Source organism: Myxococcus hansupus (assembly GCF_000280925.3).
In the GTDB taxonomy this organism is placed as follows: domain Bacteria; phylum Myxococcota; class Myxococcia; order Myxococcales; family Myxococcaceae; genus Myxococcus; species Myxococcus hansupus.
Window position 1 is genome coordinate 4,862,025 of the sequence record NZ_CP012109.1, and the last position, 16,647, is coordinate 4,878,671.

A 16,647-nucleotide genomic window follows, 5' to 3' on the forward strand; every position below is an offset into this window, starting at 1 on the left:
AGGCTCGTTCCTGGGACGTCGCGGCATGGACACGCCGCGGCAGCGGACACTCACGCGAGTGAACAGGGCGACACGGCGGGGGCTTACTCCCCTGCTCCGTCCCGAGGCGGACCGGCAATCGGGGGCCGGCCTCACCGCGCGCGGGCACCTAGATTGCTCGGAAAGGAGGCTCCATGAAGACAGGCAGAGGGATTCTTCGCCCGTGGGCTCGCGCGGTCCTCACCGTCGCCTTCAGCGCCGCGCCGTTGACTGCGGCGGCGGCCGCCCAGGACACCGCGCCCCAGGTGTCGTGCTACCAGCGCGCCATGGACGGCGGGCTGGACGACTCCATGGCCACGCAGCTCTGCCGGGGCGCCCGCTCCGCGTCACCCGCCGACTGCTTCCTGCGCGTCCAGGATGAGGGCTCGCTGAGTCAGAGCCAATCCGTCCAGCTCTGCCAGTTCACCGCGCCCGACGAGGACCCCGCGGGGTGTTACATCCAGGCCCGGCAGCAAACCTTCTCCGAGCCTTCGCGCGTGATGCAGCTCTGCCAGCCCGCGCAGCTCTACTGTCCGGGCTTCGTGAACTGAGCGCGGTGCGCGGGCAGCGGAAGCTGAAGCAGCTCGCGCAAGCGCGTGAGGTCCACCGGCTTCACCAGGTGCTCGTCGAAGCCGGCGTCCAGGGCCTTGCGCCGGTCCTCTTCCAGGCCGTACCCCGTCACCGCGATGAGCACCAGGCCCCGCCCCTCCTCCGTGCCACGCAGCGCCCGGGCCACCTCGTAGCCGTCCATCCCCGGCAGTCCGATGTCGAGCAGGACGATGTCGGGCCGCAGCGAACGCGCCGTCTGGAGGCCCGAGGGGCCATCCGCGGCCTCGCTGACGGTGTGCCCCTCCAGCTCCAACAACTCCCGGACGAGCAGACGGCTGTCCTCGTGGTCATCCACCAGCAGCACATGGCGCCCGGTGGAGGCTTCCGGCGCGGACACCGCGGGCGCGGGCGTCTGTTCGACGTGCCCCCGAGGCAACCGCACCGTGAAGGTGCTGCCCTTCGACACCCCTTCACTTCGCGCCCGCACCGTTCCGCCGTGCAGCTCCACCAGCCGCTTCACCAACGTCAGGCCAATGCCCAGGCCGCCCTGGGCACGGTCCAGGGTGCGCTCCGCCTGGAAGAAGAGCTCGAACACCCGCTCCTGGAGCTCCAATGACAGCCCGTCACCGGTGTCGGAGACCTCGAGCACCACCTGGCCAGACTCCTCGCGGGTCACCACCCGGACGAGGCCTCCCGGCGGCGTGTACTTGAGCGCGTTGGACACCAGGTTGGAGGCGACCTGCTCCAGGCGGCTCGGGTCGCCCTGGAGCCAGGCCGGCGTGACGTCCAGCTCCACGCGGTGCGCCTGCGTCTTCCCGGAGGACTCCAGCGCCGCGACAGCGCGCCGCACGCACTCCGCCAGGTCCATGGCGCCCTTCTGCAGCAGGATGCGTCCACTGCTCACGCGCTCCACGTCGAGCAGGTCATCCACCAGCCGGGCCAGGTGAAAGGACTGACGCTCCACCAGCGCCCGTGTCCGCTCACGGCTGGCCGCGTCTTCCGTCACCGCCAGCACCTTCACGCCATGGGTGATGGCGGACAGCGGATTTCGAAGCTCGTGGCCCAACATGGCGAGGAACTGGTCCTTCGCGCGGTTGGCCGCCTCCGCCTCGGTCATCTTCGTGCGAAGTGCCTCCTCCCGCTCCGTCACCATGGCCGCCGTGAGCGCGAGCGTCGCCCGCAGGTCTTCCAGCTCGGAGATGCCCGTGGCCCCCACGCTGGTGAAGGCATCCGGTGAGTCCGGCCGCTCGCGGGCCGCGCGGGCCAGGTCTCGGAGCGGATGGGTGATGCGGCGCCCCGCCCAGGTGGCCCAGGCGGCGGCGATGACGCAACACCCGGCCCCTGCGATGAGCAGCGCGACCAGGGATTGATTCACCGACGCCTTGAACACCTCGCGGGGCCCTGAGAACGACACCGTCCACGGCACCAACTGCAAGCGCGCGAAGGCCGCGTAGGACTTCATCCCGTCCACGGTCCGCGACGCGAAGAAACCCTCCCGGCCAGCGCGAATCTTCTCGATGTATTCGGCGCGCGCCTTCGTGCCGACGTAGCGCGCGCGGGCGCGGCTGCGCGAGAGGATGATGCCGTCCTCGTCCACCAGCGTGCCCACCCAGTCCTGCGGGATGCGCTGCTCATCCCAGAGCCGGTCGAAGTGCTGCATGGAGTACGAGGCCACCAGCACCCCGGAGAGCACGCCCTGGCGCCGCACCGGCATCGCCACCACCACGGTGGGCGGGCCATGGAGGCGCTGGTACGGAAAATCGGAGATGGTCGCCTGCCCCGTCGCGACCACCTCGCGCACGTAGGGCCGGTCATCCACCTGCGCGGTCAGGTCGGTGCCGAAGGGCTGGTCCGTGGTGAAGATCGTCCGCCCCTCCACATCCAGCAAGGAGAGCGAACCCCAAGGCTCCTGCGTGCGCACCACCGATTGGCAGGTGGCGTAGAAGGTTTTCAAGTCGCCCTGGGCCAATGGCGCGGAGTGAGACAACACCTCCAGCGCCCGCACGGACTGGCCCAGCTCCCGCTCCACCACGAGCGCCAGCGCGCGGGCCGTCTCACGCATGCCCTGGGCCCGGGCCTCCCGTTGGGAGTCCGCGAAGCGACTCACCACGCCCGCGGCGAAGAGCACCAACGGCACGAGCAGCCCCAGCGCGAGCAACCCCAGGTAGAAGCGAAGTGAACGCGACTTCATCGACCGGGCACCCGAAGGAAATCGTGCAAGGGACGGTCGGCAACCTCCCGATGAAGCATCACCGTCCCATCGTGCCCGGGCGTCAGGACCGGGTGCCCCCCAGTACACTGGATTGACGAACAATGAACAGTGCTCCGCGCACGGCGGCCGACCGTCTGCTGGAGGATGGATGCCCGCCCGCCGTGAGGGCTCCACGGGGAGGTCGCGTTGACTGCGGGAGAAACGGGGGCGCACAGTCGCGAGCGCCATGAGCGAACCAAACACGCCGTATCAGTCGTGGCTGGAGTCCTTCGCCAGCGAGCACGGCGCCACCGCCGGCACCGTGCATCTCCAACAAGGAGACGACCTCTTCCTCGTCGCGGCGCTCAACATCCCGCCGCCCCTGATGTCGGCCGTCCAGCACGTGCCGCACGGCAAGGGAATGGCCGGGCTCGCCCAGGTGCGCAAGGCGCCCGTGCAGACGTGCAACCTCAAGGAGGAGACGTCCCCGGACATCAAGCCGGGCGCGAAGGCCGTGGATGCTCGCGCGGCCGTGGCGCTGCCCGTGCTCGACGCGACGGGCCGGGTCCGCGCGGTGGTGGGCATCGCCTTCACCGAGGAAGGCGCGCTGGCCATCGACCGTGAGAAGTCGCTGATGGCGGCGGCGGCCCGGCTGCCGCTCGCGGATGGCTGAGCCCACGCACGGGCTGTCCGTCACGGCGGCGAGCCGTCCCTCCGGGCGCGCCATCTCTGGATGGACGGCCTTTTGCGGTCTGCTGCTCGCCGGGGTCCTGGTGCCCTTCGCCCTCTTCGGGGCCAGCCTGGAGTCCGCGGCCCAGCACTTCCTCGCCGCGCGTCCCCCCTCCTGGCAGGTGGCGCTGCTGCTGGGCGGCCTGCTCGCGGGGGACGTCGTGCTGCCCGTGCCCTCCAGCCTGGTGGGCACCGCGGCCGGGGCCCTGCTGGGCTTCTGGGGCGGCGCCGCGACGTCATGGCTGGGCATGATGGCCGGCTGCCTGAGCGGCTACCTGCTCGGCGCCAGGGCGGGAACAGCGGCGCTGCGGCGCATGGCAGGCGGCGCGGAGGTCACCCGGCTGGCGCGCGCGGCCGAACGGATGGGGCCCTGGTTCCTGCTCGTGTTCCGCGCCGTGCCGGTGCTGGCGGAGACGTCCGTGCTCTTCGCGGGCACCAGCCGCATGGCCCCACGGGCCTTCTTCATCACCAGCGCCCTGGCGAACCTGGGCGTGTCGGTGACGTACGCGGCGCTGGGTGCCAGCGCCGCGGAGCTGGAGTCGTTCCTGCTGCTCTTCGCGGGCATGGTGCTGCTGCCAGGGCTCGCTCTGGCCTGGGTGCGGCGGCGGACACCGCCGCATCCCGACGCGTGAGAGCGCGCTGGCCTGGGACTCAGCCGCGCGCGGAACGGGCGTCGCGGCCCTTGGCGCGGGCGGCCTTGGCGAGCGCGGTGTTGCCCTGCTCGTCGCCGCGCATCCACTCCTTCATCGCGGGCACCACCGTCTTGCTCCACGTCTTGCCCGCGCGAATCACCAGGTAGGCGTTGACCAGCGCGTCCACCATGGCGGCCATCTGCTCCATCAGGAAGAGGCGCTCGGAGAGCTGGTCATCCTCTTCCTCGCTCATCAGCGCCGGCAGCTTGCCCGCGCGGATGTCGAGGAACTCGGAGTCGACCGTGGCCTCGAACTCCTTCTCGCCGTGCGTGAAGCGCAGCCGCGCCTGAGCCACGAGCAGGCCCCGGTCCAGCGAGTGCTTCACCTGCTGCGAGTACGGCGCCAACGTGCCCTTGGCGCTCATCTCCGTGACGTCACCCGAGATGCCCCGCAGCACCACGCGGCCCATGAAGAGCACGCTGACGCCTTCGCCCTCCACCTCCACGAGCGCGCCACCTTCCTCGGTGCGCCACAGCAGCCACGTGAGGAACTCACGGCCCAGGTAGGCGCGGCCGCGCAGGAGCTGCTCGCGCGCTTTGCCCTTTTCGACCTCGGCCTCGTCCTGCTGCTCCTCGGTGGCGCCGCCGTCCACGCCGACGTCGCCCCGCATGAAGGCCGCTTCGGCCCGCGCCTCTTCACGCCTCGCCATGTGCCACCTCGTCCGAAGCCGTCGCCGGCAGGTCCATGCCAATCAGCTCCGCGGTGGGACCCAGCGCGGACTCGTCGATGCCCGCCGCCTGCGCCATGGCCGCCGGCGTCATGCCGAAGAAGTTCACGTTCAGCCCGCCTTCCAGCGCGACGGTGATTTCGTCCACCACCTTGCGCGACGCGGACCAGATCTGCACCTGCTGCGTCTTCAGGTTCCAGCTCACGTCCACCGTCGTCGTGCGGGGCGTGGCGCGCTTGCGCAGCATCGTGCGGATTTCGCCGCGGCTCTGCGTCTTCTCGCCACGGCTGGGCGGGCGGCCGTTCTCCTTTTCGAAGGCGGAGGCCCACTTGGTCAGCTCGGCCTTGAGCGCCGCCGCCGGCACCTTGATGGTGTCGATGCGGAAGGCGAACAGGGCGTACTCGCCATAGTAGAGACGGCCGGCGGGGAACTCGCTGGACTCCTCGTTCTCGAGCTCCACGAAGCCCACGCCGCGCTCCTCTTCGGAGTTACGGTCGATGGGCTCGAACGCGTGGGCCTTGAGGCCGCGCGTCAGCCAGCGTTTGACATCCGAGGGCGCTTCCTTCGCCGGTTCGACCCGGAAGCGCGACAACGTGACAGCACCACGAAGGACAGGCATGGGGCGCGGCAGGATGGGGGTCGAGCGGCGTGCCGTCAAGGCACTCGGTGTGGCAGACAGGCACCTTCCCTGCATGACACTCCCGCGCCGTGGCGGTAGCGTCCCCTCCGACATGCGCCGCGTCCCGTCCGCTTCGCTGCTGCTCGTGGCCTCCCTGGCGCTCTCCGGCTGCTTCCACGCGAAGAAGCCCGAGGCCAGCGCCACCACCCTCCCCGCCCTGGCCCACGGCCTCATCGAGACGCTGGAGGCCGAGGGCGCCCTGGCGAGCGCCTATGTCGTGGACGCGCGCACCGGCGAGCCGCTCTTCAAGCACCGCGAGCACATGCGGCTGCTGCCCGCCTCCACGATGAAGGTCGTCTCCACCGCGTCGGTGCTCTCCGCCCTGGGGCCGGACTACCGCTTCCAGACACCGGTGGCCCTGGCCGGCACGCTGGACGGCGGCCTGTTCCTGGGGGACGTCCTGGTGGACCCGACGGGAGACCCGTCCCTGGGCTCCTGGCGCTTCGCGGAGACGGCGCTGGCCTGCGAGCAGGTCGCGGACGCCATGCAGGCCCGAGGCATCCGCCAGTGGCGCGGCCACGTGCGTGTGCAAGCCGCCCAGGACGCGGAGTTCCCCTTCGGCCCCGGCTGGGCCTGGGACGACGCCGCCTACGCCTACAGCGCCGCCCCCACCGCCTTCGTCTTCCGGGAGAACGTGGTGGACGTCCTGCTGTCGCGACAGGCCGGCGCGGACTGCGCCCAACCGCCCACGATTCAAGTGACCCCGGCCTTCGCGACCCTGACGGCGGTGGTCCAGGTGGACCTGAGCGCGGAGCGGCCGTCGCTGGCATGCGTGCGCCAGCGCGGCGGCCCGGGCGTGCGCTGCATGTGGCGCTCCCCCGCGGACACGTGCCCCCGCAGCGCCGCCGTCAAGCTGTCGGTGGATGAGCCCGAGCAGCTCTTCTCCGCCTGCGTCGAGACCGCCCTGCTCAAGCGCGGCATCCCCCGGCTGCCGCTGACGCTGGAGGCGCCCTCCGCCCCCGCGCCCCTGGTGCCCTCGCCGCTCGTCACGCTGAGCAGCCCGCCCCTGTCGGAGCTGGTGAAGGTGACGAACAAGGAGTCCCTCAACCTGTACGCGGAGCGGCTGGGGTTGCTCTTCGCGCGCCAGCTCACGGGCTCGGAGAGCTACACCGCCCTGCGCGGCGCGTTGACGGACGAGCTCACGCGCCGGGGCATTCCCGCACGTGACTTGCGCCCGGTCGATGGCAGCGGCCTGTCCCGCTACAACCTGGCCACCGCGCGCGGCCTGGTGGGCGTCATCTTCACCAGCCTCCGCGAGCGTTACGGAGACGCCCTGCTGGACAGCCTGCCCGTGGCCGGCCAGGACGGCACCCTGGCCACCCGGCCCGTCACCGCCGAGACGGCGGGCCGCATCCGCGCGAAGACGGGCACCCTCTCCGGTCAGAAATGCTTCGTGGGCGTGGTGGACCGGCCCGGCGACGACGAGCACCCTCGCGTCGTGTTCGCGTTGATGCTGGGCAACATGGATGACGGCACCGCCCTGCCCGCCAACGTGGCGTTCGACCGGTTCACGGAGGCGCTGGTCACACTGCCGCTGCGCTGATTCCACGCCGCCTGGACGGCGGGTGCGCTGGCGAACACCCGAGCCGCGACGGCATTCCCAAAGCAGCGAGTGCCTTTCCCCACGCAGGGGACGTGGCAGGCTGCGTCCACCTTTCCCAACCCCCGAGGTGAACCATGAAGCTGAAGACCGCATTGACGGCGGCGGTGCTGAGCCTGCCGTTGGTTGCGCCGGCTGCCCCTGCTCCCGTCGCCGCCAAGACGGCCCCTCACAAGGGCGCCGCGAAGGTCCCCGCGACGGCGAAGCAGGAGACGGTGAACACCTATCACGGCACCGAGGTGAAGGACCCGTACCAGTGGCTGGAGGCCTCCTCCGACGCGAACGTGAAGCAGTGGAACGACGCCCAGAACGCGTACACGCGGGCCCTCCTGGACAAGCTCCCCGGGCGCGAGGCCATCCGTCAGCGCGTCTCCGAAATCCTCGGCCACAAGTCCCCGGGCTATGGGGCGCTGCACGAGGCGGGCGGCACCTTGTTCGCCATGAAGTCGCAGCCGCCCAAGCAGCAGTCCTTCCTGGTCGTGCTCGGCTCGGTGAATGACCCGTCGAAGGAGCGCGTGCTGCTGGACCCCATGGTGGTGGACCCGTCGGGACACACCACCATCGACTGGTTCGTGCCCACGCTGGACGGAAAGAAGATCGCCATCTCCCTGTCGAAGAACGGCACGGAGAGCGGTGACGTCACCGTCTACGACGTGGCCACCGGCAAGCCGCTGCCCAACGAGGTGGTGCCCCGGGTGAACGGCGGCACCGCGGGTGGCAGCCTGGCGTGGACCGCGGACGGCAAGGGCTTCTTCTACACGCGCTATCCGCGTGGCACCGAGCGCCCGGAGGCGGACCAGGACTTCTTCCAGCAGGTGTACTTCCACCAGCTCGGCACGCCCACGGAGAAGGACACGTATGTCCTGGGCAAGGACTTCCCGCGCATCGCGATGTCGAACCTGGACACGTCACACGACGGCCAGCACATCTCCGCGGTCGTGGCCAACGGCGACGGCGGCGAGTACATGCTGTACCTGCGCGACCCGGCCGGGAAGTGGACGCAGGTGTCGAAGTTCGAGGACAAGGTCATCCGCGCCCGCTTCGGTCATGACGGCGCGCTGTACCTGCTCAGCCGCAAGGACGCGCCGCGCGGCAAGGTGCTGCGCCTGCCGCTGGCCACGCCCACGCTGGCCAAGGCGACGGTGCTGGTGCCGGAGGGCGAGGCCAGCATCCAGGGCCTCTTCCCCACCAAGTCGCGGCTCTACGTGAACGAGCAGCTCGGGGGACCGTCCCAGCTCCGCATCGTGGACCTGAAGGGTCAGGCGCTGGGCCTGGTGCCCACCCTGCCCGTCTCCTCCGTGGGCGGACTGGTGAGCCAGGGCGATGACGACCTGCTCTTCGTCAACACCAGCTTCACCCAGCCGATGGCCTGGTACCGGTACTCGGCGAAGGACCACTCGGTGGAGAAGACGCCGCTGGCCCGCACGTCGCCGCTGGACTTGAGCGACGTGGAGGTGGTGCGGCAGTTCGCCACGTCCAAGGACGGCACGAAGGTGCCGGTGAGCATCCTCAAGAAGAAGAGCACCAAGCTCAACGGCACCAACCCCGCGCTGCTGACGGGCTACGGCGGCTTCAACATCTCCATCTCCCCGAACTTCAACGCGCTGGCGGGCTTCTGGCTGGAGCAAGGCGGCGTGTTCGCCGTGGCCAACCTGCGCGGCGGCTCGGAGTACGGCGAGCAGTGGCACGCCCAGGGCTCACTCACCCAGAAGCAGAACGTCTTCGACGACTTCTACGCCGTCGCGAAGCTGCTGGTGGACCAGAAGTACACGCAGCCCAAGAAGCTGGCCATCCAGGGTGGCAGCAACGGCGGCCTGCTGATGGGCGCGGCCGTCACCCAGCACCCGGAGATGTATGGCGCCGTCGTGGCCCGCGTGGGCCTCTACGACATGCTCCGAGTGGAGCTCACGCCCAACGGCCAGTTCAACATCACCGAGTACGGCTCGGTGAAGGACCCGGAGCAGTTCAAGGCGCTGCACGCGTACTCTCCGCTCCACAACGTGAAGGACGGCGCGAAGTACCCCTCCGTGCTCTTCACCTCCGGCGCGAATGACCCGCGCGTGGACCCGTTCCACTCGCGGAAGATGGTGGCCCGGATGCAGGAGGCGACGAAGGCTCCGAACCCCATCCTGCTGCGCGCCAACGCGGAGACGGGCCACGGCGCCGGCACGCCGCTGAACGCGCGCATCGAGGAAGAGGTGGACGTGTACTCGTTCGTGTTCAACGCCCTGGGCATGAAGTACCTGCCGCCGGCGAAGAAGGTCGCGGCGCCCAAGCCGCAGTAGCCGCGTGAGGCCCGCATCCACCGCCGACCGAACCCTGGCGCGGCGGTGGATGGGGTGAACTCAAACGTCTCAGCAGGTCCAGGTGCAGGCCGTGCCGCCCCAGACCTGGTTGCAACGCCCTTCCGTCTGCGGAAGCGAATCACAGAAGCTCTGGGCCGTACCGGGCAGCGCCTGGCAGCACGGCGGCGGCGGCGGCGGCGAGCACGTCCAGACACAGGCGGTGCCGCCCCAGACCTGGTTGCAGCGACCTTCCGTCTGCGGGAGTGAGTCACAGAAGGCCTGCGTCGTCCCCGGCAGGGCCTGGCAGCACCCGGAGTCGAGCGCGGCCTCGGCGGCCACACCTTCGGTGGCCATGCCGTCCTCCTCCACAGCGCCACAGCCCATCAGTCCCGCCACCGCCAGCATCACGGCGCCGGGCAACACGAAACGCTTCCATGAATCACGCATGTGAAATCACCTTTCTCGAGCAAGCTGCGCTGTCAGCCTAACTCCAGGAAAGATGGAAAAGCACGACGCATGTTTCAGAGGCCGAGCACCTCGAACGCGCGGGCGTCGGGCTCGACGAAGCGCAGGAGGGCCTCCCCTTCCTTCACCAGGGCATCACGGTCCTTCTTCTTCTTGAGCGGCACGAAGGGCTCGGTGACGAGCGTGGCCACCGCGCGCTTGCGCTCCACGGTCCACGTCCCCGCGACAAAGCCATCCACCAGGAACGTGGCGGGGACTCGCAGGTTCTTCGTGACGAGCTTGGAGCGGTACGCCTCGTCCACCAACCGGGCCCGGTCGTCATGCCCGAGCACCAGGCTGTCGAAGTCCGGCAGGAAGCGCGCGGGCGCGGGCGTGTCCTCATCCGGTCGAGGGGCCGTGGGCACGTCGAAGAGCTCACGGCCGTTCTCGTCGCGGAACGTGCGCAGCGTGGGACGGAGCGCTTCGAAGACGGGCTTCAAGCCCTTGAGTCCGGACCACGTCTGGGCATCACTCACCGACGCCGGGCCGAACGCCGCGAGGTAGCGCTGGACGAGCGTGGGCAGGTCCGCCTCCGCCTTCAACGTGGCCCCCAACCATGACTCCGCGACCGCGAAGTCCGTGGTGCCGGGATAGCCCCATTCCGTGTCCGTGGGGACCTGGATGAGCGGCAGGAACATCCGCACCGCGAAGCCCATCGCGCGCTCGTCCGTCTCGGGGTGTCGGGCCACCAGGTGGTCCCGCAGCGCCTCGAAGGTCCGCGGTGCCTCCTCGAAGAAGGCGCGTCCCTCCCGAACCAGCGGCGGGATGTCCAGGCCCTTCGCCCGCTCGCGCAACACCGAGGCCACCGACGCTTCGAGCATCGGCGCGAAGGTGGACCGCAGGTGCAGATAGTCCTTCGCGCTGGCGAGGTGCAGGGTGCCGCGCATCAACGTGGCCCGCACCACGTCCCGGCGCTGGAGCAAGGCGTGGAGGGCCTCCCGGTCAAAGCCGACGAGCCGTGACCACAGTCCCATGAAGGGCGGCCTGGCCTGCTGGGCTTGAAGCGCCAGGAGCCGCTCCACCGCCGCGAGCACGGGGACCTGCTCACGCGAAAGCAACATCTGCCGGGCCAGCGTCGCGCGGTTGAGGGCTCTGCGGGTCAACGGGGTGTCGGGCATGGGGCCTCTCGTCGCGAGTCGCGACGGTGTACCACCCCACGGAACGAAGGGAAGCCGCCGCCGCGCCCTGGAGGTGGAGACTTCGCGGTGTCAGCATGCGTCCCATGGACGTGAGCTGGCTGGAGATGATCGCGACCCCCGCGGCGCTGGTGGACCTGGACCGCGTGGACGCCAACCTGCAACGCGTGGCCCGCTACACCCAGCAGCACGGGCTGCGGTGGCGCCCTCACACGAAGACCCACAAGACGCCCGAGTTCGCCAGACGCCAGCTCGAAGCGGGGGCCCACGGCGTCACCGTGGCCACGGTCCGCGAAGCCGAGGTCATGGCCGAGGTCTGCGACGACGTGCTGCTGGCCTACCCCGCCGTAGGCGAGGAGCGGCTCGGCCGGCTGATGAACCTGCCTTCGCGGGTGCGGCTCACCGTGGCGTTGGACTCTGTCGAAGCGCTGCACCACCTGGGCCGCCACGCGCGGACCGCGCAGCGCACGGTGGGCGTCCTCGTGGAATTGGAGATGGGCATGCGCCGCGTGGGCGTGGCCACGCCCGAGGACGCCCTCTCGATCGCCCGCGCGGCGGCGTCCACACCCGGCATCGAGTACCGGGGTGTCACCTTCTACGCGGGCCATCTTCGCGCCCCGGGCGGAGCGCTGGGCTCCGAGATGCGCGCCCAGTCCGAGCGCCTGGCCCTGTTCGTGGACACCCTGTCCCGCGAGGGGCTCCGGCCCGACATCGTCAGCGGCGGCTCCACACCCACGCTGTGGCGCTCACACGAGGTCACAGGACTCACGGAGATTCGCCCGGGCATCAACATCTTCAACGACCGCAACTCCGTGTCGGCGGGCGCCTGTGCGTGGGACGCGTGCGCCTACTCCGTGCTGTCCACGGTGGTCAGCACGTCGGTGCCCGGCCAGGCCGTCATCGACGCGGGCTCCAAGGCGCTCGCGAAGGAGGAAGGGTTCGACCCGTCGGGTGGGTACGGTGCCCTGCTCGACAGGCCGGAGGTGCGGGTGCAGGGCCTGTCCGAGGAACACGGGCTGTTGGACCTGTCCCGCACGGACTGGCGCCCGCGCGTGGGCGAACTCGTGCGCGTGGTGCCCAACCACGTCTGTGCCTCCGTGAACCTCCACGAACGTCTGTACCTGGTGCGGCAGGGCCACTACGTCGCCGCCCACGCCATCACCGCTCGCGGCTGGTGAGCCGGTCCACTCATTCCAGCCGCTGAAGCTCCTTCGCGAGCAACGTCTCCAGCTCGCGAATGCTGCGGTAGACGATGCAGCGGTAGGACGCGACGTCGAAGCGGAGCTCGCTCACGTCGCGCACCAGCAACACCGTCGGCCGGTTGCGGCCCCACGCGTAGCCGACCTCCAGGTACACGTTGGGGTTCGCCAGGGAGAGGTCGGCGATCACCACCTTCGCCGTCTCGATGCGCTCACGGATGCGCTGGATGATGGGGCCGTCGAACACCGCCTGGTCCACGCGTTCGCACAGCAGCCCCGCGGCCTTCACCGGCCCCTGGATGCCGTAATGGTAGGTGTCCTCCAACTCCGGAGCGAAAGGCATCGCAACGAAGGCGTGAGGCTTTGCCATGGACACCGTGCCGGCCGACGCCAGCGGCGGCGCCTGGGTCGCCACGGCCATTCGCCTGACACGAAAGATGCCTTCGGGAAGTGCCTCGACGCCCGGGGTGTCGTTCAGGCCGCGGGCAATGGCCTTGGCAAGTCGTTGCGCGCGCCGCGCATCCCGCTCCACCACCGTGAAGCGCGTCAGGGATTGAGGCCCGGTGCCCCGCTGAAAGGCTTCGACGAGCCCGCCCACGAAAGCCAACACGGCCTCGTCCTCGTCCAATCCGTAGTTGGGGCCGTGGACGGTGCTGGCGACATGCGCGAGGCCTGAATGGGATTCCAGCGCATACAGCGCGCGCACCGCGAACTGACGAATCTCGTGGTAGCCGAAATCCCCCAGACGCACCGTGCCCAGGAAGAGCGCCCGTGGCGCCGTCAGGGCACCTCGCGTCTCGACGAGGCGATATGCGCCGGGCAGGAGCTCGAGCTGGGACGTCGGCGCGCCCGCGTGCTCCAGGCGCGTCGCGGCCTGACCCGACGCGCCGTAGAAGCTCTGTGCATATTTGAACAGCACCGCGTCCGCCTGGAACTCGGTGATGTCTCCCACCTTCAACGCCATGTCGATGTACTGGCCCATTGACTCTCACTGTAAAGCCTCGCGCCGGCTGTTCCCAAGCAGACGCCAATCAATGCCCATCAGGGCATGACGCAATGCGCCTCTCTTTTTCTCGGCTATCAAGTACGTCCTGTCTGAAGATCTCCGTTTGTGTTGTGTTATGGATCGAACCCGACCCTTGGGGGGTCCATCCCGACACAGCCATAACGGCGGGGGACACGGAGGAGAGTCATATGGAGCGCATCGCAATCGTTGGCGCTGGCACTGCAGGACTTCACCTGGGCCTGAAACTGCTGTCCCACGGTGTCCCCGTGACGATCTACACGGAGCAGGAGCCGAGCCGGCTCAGGGGTTCCCGTCTGCTCAACACCGTGGCGCACCATGCCCCCACGCGCATGCGTGAGCGCGTGTTGGGCGTGGACCACTGGAGTGGCCCCAACGCGGACATGCACTACATCGGCATCCATGTGAATGGCGGTCCCCACCCGTTCAGCCTCCGGGGACGCGTGGACTCGCCTTCCATCTTCGTGGATTACCGTCAGTACCAGCCGCGCCTCGCGGAGGACTTCGTCGCGCGCGGCGGCAGGCTGGAGGTGCTCCCGGTGGACCTGGACGTGCTGGAGCGCCTGTCGGGGCAACACGCGCTGGTGGTGGTGGCCACCGGCAAGAATGGCCTGACGCGCCTGTTCCCCCGCGTGCCCGAGCTGTCGCCGCACACGCAGCCGCCGCGCATGTTGTTCGCCGCGCTGCTCAAGGGCCTGCGCATGCAGGAGCCCATTGGCATGAACGCGAACCTGATTCCGGGCCAGGGCGAAATCTTCGAGTCGCAGGTCGTCACCGAGGGCGGCCGGGTGCCCAGCGTGCTCATCGAGGCCCTTCCAGGAAGCGAGCTGTCGCGGCTGAGCACGCAGCGCTACGACGAGGACCCGCGCGCCTTCGAGGCGCTGCTGATGGACATGCTGCGGCGCTTCGCGCCCACGACGTACGAGCGCGTGGACCCGGCGAACTTCGGCGTGCGCGGGCCGCTCGACTACCTCCAGGGTTCCTTCACGCCGGTGGTGCGCCGGGGCTGGGCGCAACTCGCGAGCGGCCGCTTCGCCCTGGCGGTGGGCGACACGCACGTGACGAACGACCCCGTCGCGGGCCAGGGCGCCAACGCGGGCTCCGCGTCCGCCTTCGCGCTGGCGGAGAACATCGTCACCGCGCTGGCCGAGCAGCGGCCCTTTGACGAAGCGTTCTGTCGCGAGGCCGAGGCGAGCTCGTGGGCCGCCACCGCGCCGGCGACGCATTGGACCAACGCCCTGCTCCAGCCGCCGCCTCCGCACGTCATCGAGCTGCTGGCCGCCGGCAGCAAGGACGTCCGCGTTGCCGATGCCATCGCCACCGCCTTCGTGACGCCGGAGCTCATCCTCTCCGCATGTGCCTGCCCGGAGAGCACCGCGGCGTTCATCGCGCGCTACCGCCCCGCCGCCCGCGAGGCGGCCCCGCCCGTCAGCCCGCTCGCGTGGCATCCGCCGCCCGAGGAGACCCCGGTCCACGTGTCACTGACGCGCTGAGTGCGTCGGTGAGACACCGCGAGGGCGAGGACACGCGCTCGCCCTCGCCGCAGCGGCGTGCTGGCACGTCATTCCCACCTGCTGGAGCGGTGTGCCGCGGTTATCTTCCGCGCCATGCGATTCGCCATCGTGGGTTCTGGAGGCGTCGGTGGGTTCTTCGGCGCGAGACTGGTCCGGGCCGGTCATGACGTGACGTTCCTCGCTCGCGGCGCGCACCTGCGCGCCATGCGGGAGCGCGGGTTGACGCTCCGCACGCCGGAGGAGGACTTCACCGTGCCCGTCAAGGCGGAGGAGGACGTCCAGCGCTTCGGCCCCGTGGACGTCGTCTTCCTCGCGGTGAAGAACTACGACGTGGCCTCCGTGCTGCCCGTCGTGAAGACGTTGCTGGCGCCCCGGGAAGGCTCCGCCCGCGGCGAGGCACCTCCCTGGGTGGTGACCTTGCAGAACGGCGTGGACAGTCCCGCCGAAGTGGCCGCCGTCGTCGGAGAAGCCGCCGTCATGGGCGGCACCACGTACATCTCCGCCGCCATCAGCGAGCCCGGCGTCATCACCCAGACGGGCACGAACCACCGCATGGTGCTGGGCGAGGTCTTTGGCGATTTGTCCCGTGTCTCGGCCCGGGCCCAGGCCCTGCGAGACGTGCTGGACGGCGCGGGCCTCCACGTCGAGGCCGTGGCGGACGCGCGGGGCGCGCTCTGGGACAAGCTGTCATTCCTGGGCTGCATGTCCGGCTTCGCCACCGCGGCCCGGCGCCCCGTGGGTGCCCTTCGGGACAGTCAGGCGTTTCGCGACGCCTTCAAACAGGCCACCCTCGAGGTGCTCCAGGTCGCCGCCGCCGAGGGCGTCACGACGACGCGGACCCCGGACTCCCTGGTGCAGTACATGGACGGCCTGCCAGCCAACATGCGCCCGTCCATGCTCGTCGACCTGGAGAACGGCAAGCCGCTGGAGGTCGAATACCTCCAGGGCGCGGTGGTGCGCCGGGGCCAGGCGCGCGGCGTCCCCACGCCGGTGATGAGCACGCTCTACGCCCTGCTCCTGCCGCACGCCCAGGGCGAACGGAAGGGCTGACGCGCACCGCCGGGTTGGAGGCCAGCCAACAGCCCGCCCTCCAGGCCCAGCGCAATCGCTGGGCCGGATGCGCATATGAAGGGCCTATGACCGAGCCGAAGTCCCGTCCTCCCGAGAAGGAACTGCCCCCGGTCCTGAGCCGCGTGGCATTCCTCGCGGTCGTCTCTGGCCTCACGCCGCTCATCCCCGTCCCCTTCCTGGACGACTATGCCCTCCGGCAGGCCCGCGAGAGCATGGTGCTCACCCTCCTCTCCGAGCACGACCTGCCCAAGAAGCCGGCCCGGGCCGTGGAGATGCTCGCCGGTTCGCACATCGGGCGGACGGCGGGCGGACGGCTGTTGAGCTCCCTCAAGGGCCTGGCGCTGTTCCCCGTGCGCAAGGTGTTCCGGAAGGTCTTCTTCGTCCTGTGGGTGAAGGACTGCGTGGACGTGGCCTCGTCCGCCCTGCACCACGGCTACCTGCTCAACCACGCCCTGGAGCGCGGCGATTTGAAGGCCGACGAACTCGAAGGCGCCCAGCCCGAGAAGATTCACGACGCCATCGTCGCGGCCTGCGCGGAGCTGGACCCGCGCCCCATCAACCAGGCCCTGCGCAGGCTCTTCGCGGGCAGCCGGCTGCTGATGGCCGAGGCCACCCGCGCCTTCTTCAGCGACCAGGCCCCCGGCCCCCGGACGCCGTCACCGGACGAGAGCGCCGAGGTGAAGACGCTGACCGAGCGCCTCATCGCGGCGCTCTGGGAGGAGCGCGGGTACTTCGTCACGCTGCAAGCGCACTACGACACGCACCTGAAGGCGCGCCGGGCCGCGTAGG

The 16,647-nt window shown here is 70.0% G+C and carries 15 protein-coding genes; 9 read left to right on the plus strand and 6 right to left on the minus strand.

What is annotated here, in order from left to right:
* Positions 1–173: 173 nt before the first annotated feature.
* A complete protein-coding gene (locus A176_RS18655) occupies positions 174–569 on the plus strand; it encodes a hypothetical protein (protein WP_002640524.1) in 396 nt (131 codons plus the stop codon).
* Here A176_RS18655 and A176_RS18660 read toward each other — a convergent pair.
* Positions 545–2,758, minus strand: a complete 2,214-nt coding sequence (locus A176_RS18660; protein WP_002640525.1) for a hybrid sensor histidine kinase/response regulator — start codon at positions 2,756–2,758, stop codon at positions 545–547. The two genes, A176_RS18655 and A176_RS18660, sit on opposite strands and share 25 nt — an antisense overlap.
* 247 nt (positions 2,759–3,005) lie before the next feature.
* Between A176_RS18660 and A176_RS18665 the strand changes: the two genes are divergently transcribed.
* Entirely contained in the window at positions 3,006–3,431 is a 426-nt protein-coding gene (locus A176_RS18665; RefSeq protein WP_002640526.1) for a GAF domain-containing protein, read from the plus strand.
* A complete protein-coding gene (locus A176_RS18670) occupies positions 3,424–4,119 on the plus strand; it encodes a TVP38/TMEM64 family protein (RefSeq protein WP_002640527.1) in 696 nt (231 codons plus the stop codon). The genes A176_RS18665 and A176_RS18670 overlap by 8 nt, the downstream gene beginning before the upstream one ends.
* Positions 4,120–4,138: 19 nt before the next feature.
* Here A176_RS18670 and A176_RS18675 read toward each other — a convergent pair whose 3' ends face one another.
* On the minus strand, positions 4,139–4,828 hold the full coding sequence (locus A176_RS18675; protein WP_002640528.1) for a hypothetical protein: 690 nt from the start codon (positions 4,826–4,828) through the stop codon (positions 4,139–4,141).
* A complete protein-coding gene (gene rdgC / locus A176_RS18680) occupies positions 4,815–5,465 on the minus strand; it encodes a recombination-associated protein RdgC (protein WP_021781608.1) in 651 nt (216 codons plus the stop codon). The genes A176_RS18675 and rdgC overlap by 14 nt, the downstream gene beginning before the upstream one ends.
* A gap of 112 nt (positions 5,466–5,577) precedes the next feature.
* On the opposite strand from rdgC, the gene dacB reads away from it, so the two are divergent.
* Entirely contained in the window at positions 5,578–7,068 is a 1,491-nt protein-coding gene (gene dacB, locus A176_RS18685) for a D-alanyl-D-alanine carboxypeptidase/D-alanyl-D-alanine endopeptidase (protein ID WP_002640530.1), read from the plus strand.
* A gap of 134 nt (positions 7,069–7,202) precedes the next feature.
* Positions 7,203–9,410 (plus strand): prolyl oligopeptidase family serine peptidase, encoded by a 2,208-nt coding sequence (locus tag A176_RS18690; RefSeq protein ID WP_002640531.1) that lies wholly within the window; start codon positions 7,203–7,205, stop codon positions 9,408–9,410.
* Positions 9,411–9,479: 69 nt separating this feature from the next.
* Here the strand turns inward: A176_RS18690 and A176_RS18695 are convergent, their stop codons facing one another.
* Entirely contained in the window at positions 9,480–9,857 is a 378-nt protein-coding gene (locus tag A176_RS18695) for a hypothetical protein (RefSeq protein ID WP_002640532.1), read from the minus strand.
* Positions 9,858–9,931: 74 nt separating this feature from the next.
* Positions 9,932–11,032, minus strand: a complete 1,101-nt coding sequence (locus A176_RS18700) for a winged helix DNA-binding domain-containing protein (RefSeq protein WP_002640533.1) — start codon at positions 11,030–11,032, stop codon at positions 9,932–9,934.
* Between the two features lie 95 nt (positions 11,033–11,127).
* On the opposite strand from A176_RS18700, the gene A176_RS18705 reads away from it, so the two are divergent.
* On the plus strand, positions 11,128–12,228 hold the full coding sequence (locus A176_RS18705) for a D-TA family PLP-dependent enzyme (protein WP_226993914.1): 1,101 nt from the start codon (positions 11,128–11,130) through the stop codon (positions 12,226–12,228).
* 10 nt (positions 12,229–12,238) lie between these two features.
* Here A176_RS18705 and A176_RS18710 read toward each other — a convergent pair whose 3' ends face one another.
* Positions 12,239–13,231, minus strand: a complete 993-nt coding sequence (locus A176_RS18710; protein ID WP_002640688.1) for a hypothetical protein — start codon at positions 13,229–13,231, stop codon at positions 12,239–12,241.
* Between the two features lie 212 nt (positions 13,232–13,443).
* Here A176_RS18710 and A176_RS18715 point away from each other — a divergent pair, with 212 nt between their 5' ends.
* The 3 genes from A176_RS18715 to A176_RS18725 all read left to right on the plus strand — a co-directional run bounded on the left by A176_RS18715 (position 13,444) and on the right by A176_RS18725 (position 16,646).
* Positions 13,444–14,766, plus strand: coding sequence for a styrene monooxygenase/indole monooxygenase family protein (locus A176_RS18715; RefSeq protein ID WP_002640687.1), 1,323 nt, complete (start codon positions 13,444–13,446; stop codon positions 14,764–14,766).
* A 114-nt stretch (positions 14,767–14,880) separates the two neighbouring features.
* On the plus strand, positions 14,881–15,837 hold the full coding sequence (locus A176_RS18720) for a ketopantoate reductase family protein (protein ID WP_044891021.1): 957 nt from the start codon (positions 14,881–14,883) through the stop codon (positions 15,835–15,837).
* Between the two features lie 86 nt (positions 15,838–15,923).
* Complete coding sequence (locus A176_RS18725) at positions 15,924–16,646, plus strand: hypothetical protein (RefSeq protein WP_002640685.1); 723 nt, start codon at positions 15,924–15,926, stop codon at positions 16,644–16,646.
* Position 16,647: the final 1 nt, after the last annotated feature.

Bases quoted from the DNA above. Each gene is read 5' to 3' on its own strand.
- A176_RS18695 (WP_002640532.1), bottom strand. From the start codon at position 9,857: ATGCGTGATTCATGGAAGCGTTTCGTGTTGCCCGGCGCCGTGATGCTG.
- A176_RS18715 (WP_002640687.1), top strand. From the start codon at position 13,444: ATGGAGCGCATCGCAATCGTTGGCGCTGGCACTGCAGGACTTCACCTG.
- A176_RS18655 (WP_002640524.1), top strand. From the start codon at position 174: ATGAAGACAGGCAGAGGGATTCTTCGCCCGTGGGCTCGCGCGGTCCTC.
- rdgC (WP_021781608.1), bottom strand. From the start codon at position 5,465: ATGCCTGTCCTTCGTGGTGCTGTCACGTTGTCGCGCTTCCGGGTCGAA.
- A176_RS18720 (WP_044891021.1), top strand. From the start codon at position 14,881: ATGCGATTCGCCATCGTGGGTTCTGGAGGCGTCGGTGGGTTCTTCGGC.
- A176_RS18665 (WP_002640526.1), top strand. From the start codon at position 3,006: ATGAGCGAACCAAACACGCCGTATCAGTCGTGGCTGGAGTCCTTCGCC.
- A176_RS18705 (WP_226993914.1), top strand. From the start codon at position 11,128: ATGCGTCCCATGGACGTGAGCTGGCTGGAGATGATCGCGACCCCCGCG.
- A176_RS18725 (WP_002640685.1), top strand. From the start codon at position 15,924: ATGACCGAGCCGAAGTCCCGTCCTCCCGAGAAGGAACTGCCCCCGGTC.
- dacB (WP_002640530.1), top strand. From the start codon at position 5,578: ATGCGCCGCGTCCCGTCCGCTTCGCTGCTGCTCGTGGCCTCCCTGGCG.
- A176_RS18675 (WP_002640528.1), bottom strand. From the start codon at position 4,828: ATGGCGAGGCGTGAAGAGGCGCGGGCCGAAGCGGCCTTCATGCGGGGC.
- A176_RS18670 (WP_002640527.1), top strand. From the start codon at position 3,424: ATGGCTGAGCCCACGCACGGGCTGTCCGTCACGGCGGCGAGCCGTCCC.
- A176_RS18660 (WP_002640525.1), bottom strand. From the start codon at position 2,758: ATGAAGTCGCGTTCACTTCGCTTCTACCTGGGGTTGCTCGCGCTGGGG.
- A176_RS18700 (WP_002640533.1), bottom strand. From the start codon at position 11,032: ATGCCCGACACCCCGTTGACCCGCAGAGCCCTCAACCGCGCGACGCTG.
- A176_RS18710 (WP_002640688.1), bottom strand. From the start codon at position 13,231: ATGGGCCAGTACATCGACATGGCGTTGAAGGTGGGAGACATCACCGAG.
- A176_RS18690 (WP_002640531.1), top strand. From the start codon at position 7,203: ATGAAGCTGAAGACCGCATTGACGGCGGCGGTGCTGAGCCTGCCGTTG.